The organism is Chryseobacterium sp. S0630 (assembly GCF_024158915.1).
Taxonomy (GTDB): domain Bacteria; phylum Bacteroidota; class Bacteroidia; order Flavobacteriales; family Weeksellaceae; genus Chryseobacterium.
On the sequence record NZ_JAMZGF010000039.1, the window covers coordinates 1 to 12,897 of the forward strand.

8 protein-coding genes are annotated in these 12,897 nt (G+C 37.6%); 4 read left to right on the forward strand and 4 right to left on the reverse strand.

Features of this window, described 5'->3' with window-relative positions; genetic code table 11:
• Window positions 1–100: 100 nt before the first annotated feature.
• From NK356_RS16155 to NK356_RS16165, 3 genes are read right to left on the reverse strand one after another with little or no spacing between them, the layout of a single operon-like run.
• Entirely contained in the window at window positions 101–2,530 is a 2,430-nt protein-coding gene (locus NK356_RS16155) for a TonB-dependent receptor (protein WP_253317456.1), read from the reverse strand.
• Window positions 2,531–2,553: 23 nt separating this feature from the next.
• Window positions 2,554–4,035 carry a trehalase family glycosidase gene (locus NK356_RS16160; protein WP_253317457.1) on the reverse strand — a complete coding sequence of 494 codons (1,482 nt, stop codon included), beginning with the start codon at window positions 4,033–4,035 and terminating at the stop codon, window positions 2,554–2,556.
• Window positions 4,036–4,037: 2 nt separating this feature from the next.
• A complete protein-coding gene (locus tag NK356_RS16165; protein WP_034694946.1) occupies window positions 4,038–5,267 on the reverse strand; it encodes a sugar MFS transporter in 1,230 nt (409 codons plus the stop codon).
• Window positions 5,268–5,389: 122 nt separating this feature from the next.
• On the opposite strand from NK356_RS16165, the gene NK356_RS16170 reads away from it, so the two are divergent.
• A complete protein-coding gene (locus tag NK356_RS16170; protein WP_034694945.1) occupies window positions 5,390–6,295 on the forward strand; it encodes an AraC family transcriptional regulator in 906 nt (301 codons plus the stop codon).
• Between the two features lie 276 nt (window positions 6,296–6,571).
• Here the strand turns inward: NK356_RS16170 and NK356_RS16175 are convergent, their stop codons facing one another.
• On the reverse strand, window positions 6,572–7,126 hold the full coding sequence (locus NK356_RS16175) for a thioredoxin family protein (RefSeq protein WP_034694944.1): 555 nt from the start codon (window positions 7,124–7,126) through the stop codon (window positions 6,572–6,574).
• A 312-nt stretch (window positions 7,127–7,438) separates the two neighbouring features.
• On the opposite strand from NK356_RS16175, the gene NK356_RS16180 reads away from it, so the two are divergent.
• The 3 genes from NK356_RS16180 (at window position 7,439) to NK356_RS16190 (ending at window position 12,784) form a co-directional block, all read left to right on the forward strand.
• On the forward strand, window positions 7,439–8,035 hold the full coding sequence (locus NK356_RS16180) for a TetR/AcrR family transcriptional regulator (protein WP_034694942.1): 597 nt from the start codon (window positions 7,439–7,441) through the stop codon (window positions 8,033–8,035).
• A 365-nt stretch (window positions 8,036–8,400) separates the two neighbouring features.
• Window positions 8,401–9,561 carry an efflux RND transporter periplasmic adaptor subunit gene (locus NK356_RS16185; protein WP_034694941.1) on the forward strand — a complete coding sequence of 387 codons (1,161 nt, stop codon included), beginning with the start codon at window positions 8,401–8,403 and terminating at the stop codon, window positions 9,559–9,561.
• A 40-nt stretch (window positions 9,562–9,601) separates the two neighbouring features.
• Window positions 9,602–12,784: an efflux RND transporter permease subunit gene (locus NK356_RS16190; protein ID WP_253317458.1), complete on the forward strand. Its 3,183-nt coding sequence runs from the start codon at window positions 9,602–9,604 to the stop codon at window positions 12,782–12,784.
• Window positions 12,785–12,897 lie beyond the last annotated feature (113 nt).

Below are 12,897 nucleotides of genomic sequence, written 5' to 3' on the forward strand. Positions count from 1 at the left end.
AAAAAAAACAAATCAAAATATATAAAAATTATTTACTTTTTAACAAGAAAAACCGCCTCAGTTGTGAGACGGCTTCATTTGTTTTATAAAGAAATAGAATTTAGAAATCCAGTGTGATTGATGCTCTGGCAGCTGCTCCCATAATAGGTCTTGCCATAATGATTCCGTCTCCATTAGGTGACCCAGCTCTTGGATCTCCTTCTGTAATACCAATAGTGTTAAAGATATTGGTACCGTCCACTGCAAAGCGTATTTTTCCTAGCTGATAAGACATTCCCGCTCCAAATTCTGTAAAAGACGGTAAGGTCTGGACATTTTTCTCATCCTGGAAACGTTTTCCATAATAATTCATACTTACATAGGCTCTCCATGACTTGGTAATATTCACAGCCGGTGAGATATTAAAATAAAACTTCGGCATTCTTCTTACCACATTTCCTTCAAGTACACTTCCCGCTTCAAGGTTTTTATATTTTGGACTTTGAACGGTTCCGTTGAATGCAACTTCTAAAATATTATTGAATAAACGGGCATACCCTTCAAATTCAACTCCATAGTTTTGGGTATTCGCAAAGGTATTTTCAGATTTTCCATCAGAGAATATATCTGTAAATGACAGGTTATTCAAGGTAGAATAGAATGGAATCACCGCTATGTCAAAAGTACGCGAGTAATATTTATATCCTACTTCCAGCTGATTGGTGGTTACTGATTTTAAAGGTTTATCAGGGTTTGGAGTAGAGAAATAATTGTAATAAGCTTCTTCATTCGGAGATCTGAAACCATTGGAGAAACGGGCATACACTGCATTTTCTCTATTGATTTTATAATTGGCAGCTAATGTAAAAGATACTTTATCCACATTAAAGTTCCAATAGGTGTATTTATTTCCCAATACACTCATATTATCATCAGCCGTCGTGGTGTTGAAACCGTGAGTTCCATCAGTAGTTAACCCAGAATTATTTAAATTGGCAGTCGTCGTATTGACAAAATTTCCTTTATAGTAATCATGGCTGTAACGAAGACCTCCATTCACACTTAAAGCATCGGTAATATTATAGTCTAAGTTTACATACAGATCATTCAAACTTCCCTGAGTCTGAGTATCTCTCTGTAAAAATGTCATATTGGTAACTCCGTTATACGTTTTGGAATATCCAGCGTCTGAAGGACTTAAAGAAGTATCTACCAGATTCAGTAACTCCGGTCTGTCTGTAGCTGTAGTCAGGATATTACTCCAGTTCCAGTATTGATGGGATTTCCAGTTAGATTTATAAAAACCTGCAGTAATATTTCCCTGGTCAAATTTATAATTGAACTGCAGATCATTAACAAAATTATTCATCTGCTTGTCAATTGCCCAGAACCCTAGTTTCTGTACATATTCAGGATTAACCACAGCTCCGTTGCTCACCCGTGAATACTGATATTTGTTGCCGGCAATTCCGTTGCTTTTAGCAAATTCGGCCATTGTCTGCGGACCTCCTGCAGGGAAAATCCCTGTATAATTCATGTTGATATTGGTATATCTGGTCTTATTTAAAACGCTGAAATTGTTTCCAAGATCATATTTAAACTCAGCTCCCAATACATCTACTTTAGGATGGATTCCGTCTTCAAGATTCCTGTTGAAAAATCCGCCTCCGGCCTGTGGTATATTCAGCTGGCTGATGGCTCTGTAGCTGTATGTTCCGTAATTAGGATCAAAGCCCTGGAATCCTTTCAGCTTGTTGCCGTTTTGCACCAAAGGAATAGGAAGAAAGAATGTATTTCTGTCATCCAGTTTTTTGTAATATACTTTTACATAGCCTTTATCAAAGACATATTTCAGATTCATTCTGATTTGTCCTCCATTATTGGCTTTGAAACCTGTTTTTCTGATTCCGTCATCTGTTCTGTAAAAACCACCGACATTGAAAAACAATTTATCCTGAACCAAAGCTCCACCTACATTCACATCAGTTCGCATCAATCCATAGGTACTTGTTTCCAGTTTTGCCGTACCTCTGAAATCATTGGTTCCTTCTCTTGTAATAAAGTTGATCAAACCACCAGGAGAATTGGTTGCAAAAATAGAACCTGAACCTCCTCTCAAAGCTTCCATACGGTTTACCGAATTATCTACACGGAAAAAATTATCAGCATTAGCAAACTGAAGCGCTCCGTCTTCAAAAACCGGAAGACCGTCTTCCTGTACCTGTACAAATTCATAAGCTCCTGCGGAAGGAATTCCTCTTGCGAAAAGGTTGTTTCCTACTTCTCCTCCTGAAGTTTCCACCGCAAATCCCGGAACTCTCTGCAATAAAGCAGCCGCACTGATCGGGTTCTGTTTCTGAATTTCTTTGGAGCTAAATGTAGAAATTGCTGTACTGGATTCTATTTTTTTCTTAGGGCCGGAATTTCCGGTAATGACAATCTGATCTATAGAAGAAACCTTTGCAGAATCCTGCGGTGTTCCCTGGGCATAAGCATTATTAAAGTATAACGTAGCTGTTGCGGCGATTAAAAAGATCGATTTTTTTTTCATAGCCATATCTTTTATTGTTAGTTTCAGTTTTGTTGTAATTGTAAATACACTCCATTGGTCCAACCGAATCCGTCCTGATTAGGGTATTCCCCGCCGCCTGCTATTGTTTCTGTGTCTAATGCATTGTATTTTTCCATCAGTTTCCCGGTATTTTTGTAGACCCTTTCTACATTGGAACACCAGTTATTTTTAATTTTTTCTGCCAGCTCATCAAAGCCGTAATTTTTCATTGCTTTAAATCCTAACCATTGATAAGGAGCCCACGCATTGGGAAGATCCCACTGCTGGCCTGAGTTTTTGGTTGTCGTAACAAGCCCTCCCTGATAAAGGAATTTTTCGGCAATAATTTTAGCAACTGCCCCAGCCTGCTCCTGGTCTGCAATTCCTAGGAATAAAGGGTAAAGAGCAGCAATATGTTCAGACGGTGTTTTTGTGTTTTTTTTTGTGTGATAATCTTTATAATTGTTAGTATTTCCATCCCAGAAATATTTATTGATCATCTGTCTTCGGCTTGCTGCTCTTTCTGAAAAATAATTTTCTTTTTCACTCAGATTCTGAAGTGCTGATGATGTAGCCAAAGTGATTTCCAAATGCCACAAAAGGCAGTTCAGATCAACCTGTGCAAGGTTCAGCGTTTCTATCGTCTGTATATTTTCTCCGTCTGCAAACCATCTGCTGGAAAAATCCCAGCCGGATTCACAGGCGCTTCTTATATTTCTGTAGAATTCGTCTCCTGAAGTGGTCTCATGATCTTCAATATCAATGAGATAACTTTCGGGACGTGGTGCATTTTCTGCATCGTAATAACGGTTCAGGATATCTCCGTCTTTTGTTCTAACCACTCTTTTTACACTGGATCCGTTTTCAAGCCCTTCTTCACCATTCATCCAGAAAGCATATTCTTTCTCCAGTGTTTCGTGATATTTCGTATAAATTTCCTCATCTCCTGTGGTCTCAAAAAGAAGATCCAGCATTAATGAAAAATAGGGAGGCTGAGATCTGCTCAGGAAATGAGTTCTGCTTGCATTTGGAACAAATCCTACATTCTGGATCAGATACGAGCAGTTTTCAACAATGTTTTTCATCATTTCCACTCTGCCGGAAACCTGTAGTCCAAGCATGATAAAATAGCTGTCCCAATAGAAAAACTCATTGAAACGACCTCCCGGAACGATGTACGGCTTTGGTAATTTTAAAAGAGTTCCTTTTTCTTCATAGGCTGTACGGGTCAATTCGTCCCAGAGTTTTTCAATATGCTCACCAATCGGAAGCTGTTCTTCTCTGTGTACAGAAACTCTGGCTCCTAAAAAGTCAAAATGAGTCATCACAAAATCTTTCAGATCAAAACCTTCCGTATTTTTGGATTGTTCATAATCCTCATTGATCTTTGCAATTGGAAACAGAGGAACTGCATCCGTCATCATTTTCTGATCTTCAAAAATTTCAGATCTCTGTACCTCATCAAACAGACTTTGAATTTCGTTTATATAAAGCTGATTACTCATTGTTATTTTTTAGGATTAATTTTTAATTTATTCATGAAAACCGCGGAAGTGATCAGTAATGAAAGCGGAATCAGGGAAAGGTAAAATGCCTGCTGCCCACTAAACTCCTGAAACACAAAACCGGTAATAATAGAACCTATCGTTCCTCCGATTGCTGAGAAAACAACGATCAATCCTGACATCGCACTGTGAAGATATTTCGGAATTGATGCCAGAATCACAGAATTGATACTTGGATAAATAGGTGCCAGCAAACCTCCCATCAAAGGAAATAGATAGACAACTACAGGTGCATTCATCCAGTTTGTATTCGTATCAATATGAATATTATGGGTCAAGGGTAAAACCAACAGTAAACTAATGGCAAAACCCACCACACAAAAAGAAACTACATAGATCCAGCTGAATTTTTTAGAGAAGAATCCTGATAAAAATCTTCCCAACGCAAAAGCTCCTGCTAAAACCGCTCCCGCCTGAATACTCATGGAAGTAGGCACTTTTAAAATTTCTTTATAAAATGTTGGTGTCCAGGTCTGAAAACTTTGTTCCACCAGTACAAAAAGGAATGCACACAATAAGAAACACAAAACCTTTTTATAACTGAATAAACTCACACTATTTTTTAAATCTCCCAATAAATCTGTTTTTTCACTTTTAGCTTCCTGTTCGTTCAGTTTTGAAAAGAACAGAAACAAAAAAGATAAAGTTGAAAGTCCACCCAGCACCCAATACACATTCAGCCATTCTGTAGATTTCGGATTGTGATCATCAATATAGAGACTGAATAAAACATTGCCGGCCAGTACTCCAATCATGAAAAATCCTTCCAAAAATCCCATAAAGCTGGAATGTTCTTTATCTGTTTCCGTTACCAGCCCAATAGAAGTAAAAACTGATATTTTGATTAATGCAAAAGAAACTCCTACTGTTGCAAATAATAATTTGAATACCCAGAAGTCATTGGTAAACGGCATTACAAAACACATACAGCTTACCAGAAATAAAGCAATCAGCATTGATTTTTTGATTCCTATCTTCGGAAGAAATGAAGCCAGAATGAAAGAACATATGGCGATTGGAAGATCTTTGAAACCTTCCAAAACACTGGCCGAAGACTTTGAAATCCCAAAATTCTGCTGTACCTGTAGAATAACTGTTCCTACAGAATTCAGAAGAATGGCGAAGACAAAATAGTTTAAAAATAAAACGGCCTTGATGTTAAGATTTTTCATTCAGGTTATTTCTTGTGGCTAAGATAGAAGCATTTCTGTTAACGATAATTTAACACAGTAAACCAATATTTGAACTATATTAATATATTTAGTATTTTTAATGAATAAATATGATTAATTAGATGAAAGTTACTTTTGAAAGGGTTATCCCTAATGAAAAGAGTTCATTCCGTACCATACACAATAATTCTCCCATTTCAGAATTCAAGTGGGAATATCATTACCATCCCGAAATTGAGTTGGTATGTGTCATTTCCGGGAACGGAACCCGCCACGTGGGTTATCATAAAAGTAATTATACGAATGGCGATCTGGTGTTAATCGGTTCTAATATTCCCCACTCCGGATTTGGACTGAATTCTATTGATCCACATGAGGAAATTGTACTTCAGTTCAAAGAAGAAATCCTTCAGTTTCCTGAGCAGGAAGTAGAATCAAGATCCATCAAAAATCTGTTGGAACTTTCTAAATATGGGATTCATTTTCATCAAAAAGTTAAAAAAGTAATGCTTCCCAAACTGAAACTGATGTTGGAATCAGAAGGCTATAAAAGATACTTATTGCTGTTGGAAATTCTTTTTGAACTTTCGAAATGTGAGGATTATGATCTTTTAAACAAGGAAATCATGCCCTACACCATTATTTCTAAAAATAAAACCCGTCTTGAGAATATCTTCACTTACGTAGAACATCATTACGACAAGGAAATTGATATTGAAGAAGTAGCAAAACTAGCTAACCTGACTTTACCAGCTTTCTGTAATTTCTTTAAAAAAGCAACTCAGATTACGTTTACAGAATTTGTGAACCGATACAGAATTAATAAAGCATGTCTGCTGATGGCCCAAGACAGATCTATTTCAGAATGCAGCTATCAATGTGGTTTTAATAATGTGACGTATTTTAACAGGATGTTTAAAAAATATACGGGGAAGACTCCTTCTGAGTTTATCAGGAATTATTCTCATAATAAAGTGAGTGTAGATCTGAAGGTTGAAAAGGAGGTTAAAACCAAAGTAAGTTTTTAATAATTTGGCTCTTGTTTCAATTTCCGCGGTTATACTAAAGGTTCTATTTGTCCATTCCGTAGGAATCTAGACTTACTTTTCAGAAGTTTACAATAAAAGAATGCAAGTTGTGTTGAGACTCCTACGGAGTGACAAAGTGGATGGAGAAATTTATTAGGAATTAAAAATCTGCGTCATCTGCAAAATCTGCGAGAGAAAATAATCCAACAAAAAAGCCACCCTAAAAGAGCAGCTTTGTATTATTGAGTAAAAACCAGTAACTAAATAAACCAGTAATTATTTCCATTTAATATTGCATCCCATGCTAGGTCTCTGAATTTCTTCCTGAGCTTCCCCAGCCAAAAGATTTTCAAAAGCAATAATCAGATCCTCACCAGTTACATCTTTATTATTTCCAGGTCTTGAATCATCCATCTGACCTCTGTATACAAGATCAAGCTTATCATCAAAGAAATAAAAATCTGGTGTGCAGGCTGCATCGTAAGCTTTTGCTACTGCCTGGCTTTCATCAAAAAGATAAGGGAAATCAAATCTTCTTTCAATCTGGAATTCGATCATTTTTTCCGGAGAATCTGCCGGATATTTTTCAATATCATTAGCATTGATGGCGATGAATTCAATTCCGCGCTCGTTATAATCTTCGTATAGTTCATTGATCTTGTCAATGACGTGAAGAACAAACGGACAATGGTTACACATAAAGATCACCAAAGTACCTTTTTCTCCTTTCAGTTCATCCAAAGACTGAAGTTCATTCGTTTTTGACGGGTTAGGAAGTTCAAAAAACGGAGCTTTTGTTCCTAATGCCAACATATTTGAGGGAGTATTCATATCCTTATTTCTTTACTGGCAAAGATAATTATTTCTTTTGTTAATTAGGAAGAAGACATTTTCATTTTTAATAAAGTAAGGAGGCTGGAAGCTGGAGGTGGGAAGATTTTAAGCCCTCAAAAATAGTTATAGCCAAATTCTATTATTGCATTATTCAACCTTAAAAATAACTTCCAGCCCCCATTCTTCCTGCATCCAGCCTTTAATTTATTTTTCTTTAAATAATCGGCAGATCTATAAAACTCATAATATCCTTTGGAAGTTATAGTAAAAAGTTTGTAGTTTTGCTAACGCTGTTAGTAAATAAATATCATGGGTCTACATGAACGCCGTCAACGAGAAAAAGAATCCATCCGTGCAAATATTTTGCAGGCTGCTTTTACGTTGGCGAAAACTGAAGGCTGGGGTTCGCTTTCTATGCGTAAGATAGCAGATGCTATTGAGTATAGTGCTCCCGTTGTATATGATTATTTTGAAAATAAAGAAGCTATTCTATTTGAAATTTCTTTAGATGGCTTCCACAAGTTACATATAGAACTTTTAAAAGCTCAGCAAAAACACGATACTCCGGAAGAGCAACTTGTTGCCATTGTGGATGCGTACTGGAACTTTGCTTTTAAAAACAAGGAATATTACCAGCTGATGTTTGGTCTTGGAATGCAGTGTTGCGGAAAAGGTCAGATGAAAAAGGAATTCTCATCATTTCAGGAGCTTATCTATGAATGTACTTATGAGATTATTAAGAAAAACGGATCCAATCCTGACAATGCCTGTCATATGTCTCACGCTCTGTTTTCTGCCGTACACGGTATGATCTCTATTATGATGATGCGTACAGCTGATATCCCTTCAACAATGAATAAGACCACATTGGACGAAACTGTTTCGGCTTTTATTAAGTCTTTGTAATTTTTTTTTGAATTAAAAATTAACACCGTTAGGAAACTTAACACTGAATTAATATAAATGATTCTGTTATTCCTGATTAAAAACTCAATCTTTTATGAAACCATTCATCATATTCAGTTGTTAAAATTAGTCATTTTTTACTTATAAATTAACACTGTTAGTAAAATTAACACACCTTACACCAACATTATACACTTCAATACATTAAAAAACAATTTTCAATTATGGAAACAATCGACCTCATCGGACATTAAAAATTCTGTAATTTTTTTTGAACTAATTATTAACACTGTTAGGAAAAAATACAGCATTTATCAAAACACTTTACTTACCTCTAACACTTCATTAAAAAAATTAAACCAACAATGAAATTACCTGGAAAAACAAGGTTTATTGTACTTATTGCAAGTATAATTCTTTTACAGAGCTGCACAAAAGCCGCAGAAGGAACCAATGCCGCACCTCCAGCTCCAGAACTTCCGGTTTATACCGTTATCACCTCACCCGCTACTACATATCAGGAATTCCCAACTGCTCTGGAAGGGAAAAACAACGTAGAAATCAGATCTCAGGTAGATGGTTACCTGGATAGAATCTATGTAGAAGAAGGAGCATATGTAAGAGCAGGACAACCGTTATTTAAAATAGATTCAAGAAGTTACGGCGAACAGATGAATATGGCTCAGGCTAATCTTCAGGCTGCCAATGCCAATATCCAAAAAGCAAGAGTGGAAGTAGACAGACTTCAGCCACTGGTTGCTGCCAAAGTAGTTTCTGATGTACAGCTTAAAACTGCAAAAGCCAATTATGAAGCGGCTGTAGCAGCAGCTGCACAAGCGAGAGCCTCTGTAGGAAGCGCCAGAATCAACGTAGGATTTACCACCATTACAGCTCCTGTAAGCGGTTATATCGGAAGAATTCCTTACAAAAAAGGAAGTCTGATTTCAAGAACAGATGTAAATCCATTGACTTTATTATCTGATATCAGCGAAATCTATGCATATTTCTCTTTAAGCGAACTTGATTTCATTGCTTTCCAGAACAAATATCCGGGAGCAAGCCTAGAAGAAAAACTGAAAAATATGCCAATGGTAGATCTTGTGATTGCCGATAACAGTACTTACCCTGAAAAAGGAAGATTAAGTATTGTAGACGGACAGTTTGATAAAACTACCGGAGCTATCAGTGTACGTGCCGTTTTCCCTAATGCCAACGGAACTTTAAGAACCGGAAATACAGGAAGAGTACGTATGCCTCAACTGATCTCGAATGCAGTGGTTATTCCACAGGAATCAACCTTCGAAATTCAGGATAAAACCTATGTTTATGTAATGGGTAAAGATCAGAAGGTAACCGGAAGACCGATCAAAATATCAGGAAAAACGGATAGCTATTATTTTATTTCTGAAGGGCTTTCGCCTGGAGAAAAAATTGTATTCACAGGAATTGGAAACTTGAAAGACGGTGCTTCTATTAAGGCGAAAAATATTTCTTCCGACAGCTTATTAAAAGCAAAACCATTATAGTCCTTTCCGAATACAGAAGACTTAAAAAAATAAACTTCTTATGTTAAAACAATTTATAGAAAGACCGGTCCTTTCAACGGTCATCTCCATAATACTTTTATTATTGGGAGCTTTGTCTCTCTTTAATTTACCGATTGCTCTCTTCCCGGACATTGCTCCACCAAGCGTTCAGGTTACGGCATTCTATCCTGGAGCAAATGCTGAAGTGGTAGCACGTTCAGTGGCTACTCCTATTGAGGAAGCAGTGAACGGGGTTGAGAATATGACCTATATGACTTCCAACTCCAGTAACGATGGTACTATGACCCTGAGTGTTTTCTTCAAACAGGGTGCTGATGCTGATAATGCAGCGGTAAACGTACAGAACCGTGTATCGAAAGCGATGAGTCAGCTGCCTCAGGAAGTAGTACAAGCCGGGATTTCAACCCAGAAGGTTCAGAACAGTATGATCATGTTCATGGGATTAACCAGTGAAGATGAGAAACAATACGATGAATTATTCCTTCAGAATTACCTGAAAATCAATGTTATTCCACAGATACAGCGTATCCCGGGAGTTGCACAGGCTCAGGTATTCGGAACAAGGGATTATTCTATGAGAATCTGGCTGAAACCGGATCGTCTGGCTGCTAACAATCTTTCTCCACAGGAAGTTTTGGGAGCGATTAAAGATCACAATCTTGAAGCAGCCCCAGGCCGTCTTGGACAGGGAAGTAAAGAGACTTACGAATACATCCTTAAATATAAAGGAAAACTGAACAAGGATGAAGATTATGAAAATATCGCCATCAAAGCCAATAGTGATGGATCTTTCCTAAGATTGAAAGATGTTGCACGAGTAGAATTTGGTTCTTATACCTATACTGCGACCAACAGAGTGGACGGAAAACCAGTTGCCGGATTTGCTATTCTGCAGACAGCAGGTTCTAACGCCAACGAAATCCTGACCGAGATTGAAAAGCAGGTGAAAGTAATGGAAACCACTCTTCCAAAAGGAGTGAAACCGATTATCATGTATAATTCCAAAGACTTTCTGGATGCTTCTATCCATCAGGTTGTTGAAACGCTTGTTATTGCTTTCGTTTTGGTATTTATTGTAGTATTTATTTTCCTTCAGGATTTCAGATCTACATTAATTCCGGCTATTGCCGTACCGGTAGCGATTATCGGAACATTCTTCTTCCTGCAGTTATTTGGTTTCAGTATCAACATGCTTACCCTGTTTGCATTGGTGCTCGCCATTGGTATTGTTGTGGATGACGCCATTGTAGTGGTAGAAGCCGTCCATTCCAAAATGGAACAAACGGGAATGCCTGTAGAACATGCTACGATGCACTCAATGAGTGAAATTTCAGGTGCCATTATTTCCATTACATTGGTAATGTGTGCCGTGTTTATTCCGGTTGGATTTATGCAGGGACCTGCGGGAGTTTTCTACAGACAGTTTGCTTTCACATTAGCGATTGCCATCTTAATTTCAGCAGTAAATGCATTGACATTGAGTCCCGCATTATGTGCAATGTTCTTAAATGATCCTCAGGGAGAACATGGAGAGCACGGTCATAAAAAGGGTTTTGGAGCAAGATTCTTCAATGCTTTCAATGCCAGCTTCAACAGCATGACCAGAAAATATATCTATAGCCTTAAGTTTTTAATTAAAAACAAATGGGTTGCGATAGGAGGTCTTGTTATCATCACAGCAGCAAGTGTATTTTTGATCAAAAAAGCACCATCAGGATTTATTCCTACTGAAGATCAGGGATTCGTATTGTATGCCGTGAATACTCCTCCGGGAAGTTCATTAGAAAGAACACACAGAGCGACAGCACAAATTGATAAAATCATCAACGGGGAAAAAGCAACCAATCACCTTTGGGTAGCCGATGGGATGAACTTCATCAGTAATGCCAACGCTTCTCCATATTCTGCAGGTTTCATTAAGCTTAAAGATTATGACAAGCGTGGTGAGATGAAAGATCCTGATCAGATCGCAGCAACATTGACAGGTAAGGTAAGCCAGGTGAAAGATGCCAACGCATTCTTCTTCAACTTCCCTACTGTACAAGGTTTCGGTAACGTTTCCGGATTTGAATTCATGCTTCAGGATAAAACAAACGGTTCTTTTGAACAATTGGGAACAACCACTCAACAGTTCATTGGAGAGCTGATGAAAAGACCTGAAATTGCTTTCGCCTTTACAACCTATGCGGCAGGAAACCCTCAGTATACTATTGATGTAGATACGGATAAAGCCAACCAGCTGCGTGTTTCTGTAACAGAACTGATGCAGACCATGCAGATTTATTTCGGAAGTAGCTTTGTATCGGATTTCAACAGATTCGGAAAATATTACAGAGTAATGGCTCAGGCCGATATTCCTTACCGTACGGATGTTAATTCATTAGAAGGAATCTATGTAAAAAATAAATCGGGAGAAATGGTTCCTGCAAAAACTCTGGTAACGTTAAAAAGATCTTTCGGTCCTGAAACGGTAACAAGAAATAACCTTTTCAACGCCGTAACAATTAACGGAACACCAAAACCTGGTTACAGTACCGGAGATGCCATCAAAGCAGTAGAAGAAGTTGCTCAGCAATCACTTCCAAGAGGATACGGATATGAGTGGACAGGGATTACCCGTGAAGAAATTAAAACAAGCGGACAGACTGCCTTTATTTTCTTCTTAAGTATTCTATTCGTTTACTTCTTACTGGCAGCTCAATATGAAAGTTACATTCTTCCATTTGCTATTATTCTTACCATTCCTACAGGGATTTTCGGAGTATTTGCATTCACAGGATTAGCTGGAATTGATAACAATATTTACGTTCAGGTAGGATTGATCATGCTTGTAGGATTATTAGCGAAGAATGCCATCCTGATTGTAGAATTTGCCGTACAGAGAAGAAAAGCAGGTAAAACATTGATAGAATCTGCACTTCAGGCATCAAGATTACGTTTAAGACCGATCTTAATGACCTCTTTCGCCTTTATCGTGGGAATGCTTCCATTGGTATGGACGCAAGGTGCTTCTTCAAAAGGAAACCACTCTATCGGTTACAGTACCGTAGGTGGAATGCTTACAGGAGTAATTTTCGGGATCTTTATCATTCCGGTAATGTATGTAGTGTTCCAGTACCTTCATGAAAAAATGCCAAGCAGAAAAAAGAAAAGACTTCTGAAAAAACAAATGGAGGAAGAGCTTTTAGCTGCTAGTCACTAATAAAAATGAATAACAAAAACTTAGAGAAAATTTTAAGATCATAGGTTTACATATTTACCTGTCTGTTCTTAATGGTTTACAAAAGCTAACTATTTTTCTCCTACTAAAGACAA

Coding starts and splice junctions, on each gene's coding strand:
- NK356_RS16155 (WP_253317456.1), bottom strand. CDS start 2,530: ATGAAAAAAAAATCGATCTTTTTAATCGCCGCAACAGCTACGTTATAC.
- NK356_RS16160 (WP_253317457.1), bottom strand. CDS start 4,035: ATGAGTAATCAGCTTTATATAAACGAAATTCAAAGTCTGTTTGATGAG.
- NK356_RS16165 (WP_034694946.1), bottom strand. CDS start 5,267: ATGAAAAATCTTAACATCAAGGCCGTTTTATTTTTAAACTATTTTGTC.
- NK356_RS16170 (WP_034694945.1), top strand. CDS start 5,390: ATGAAAGTTACTTTTGAAAGGGTTATCCCTAATGAAAAGAGTTCATTC.
- NK356_RS16175 (WP_034694944.1), bottom strand. CDS start 7,126: ATGAATACTCCCTCAAATATGTTGGCATTAGGAACAAAAGCTCCGTTT.
- NK356_RS16180 (WP_034694942.1), top strand. CDS start 7,439: ATGGGTCTACATGAACGCCGTCAACGAGAAAAAGAATCCATCCGTGCA.
- NK356_RS16185 (WP_034694941.1), top strand. CDS start 8,401: ATGAAATTACCTGGAAAAACAAGGTTTATTGTACTTATTGCAAGTATA.
- NK356_RS16190 (WP_253317458.1), top strand. CDS start 9,602: ATGTTAAAACAATTTATAGAAAGACCGGTCCTTTCAACGGTCATCTCC.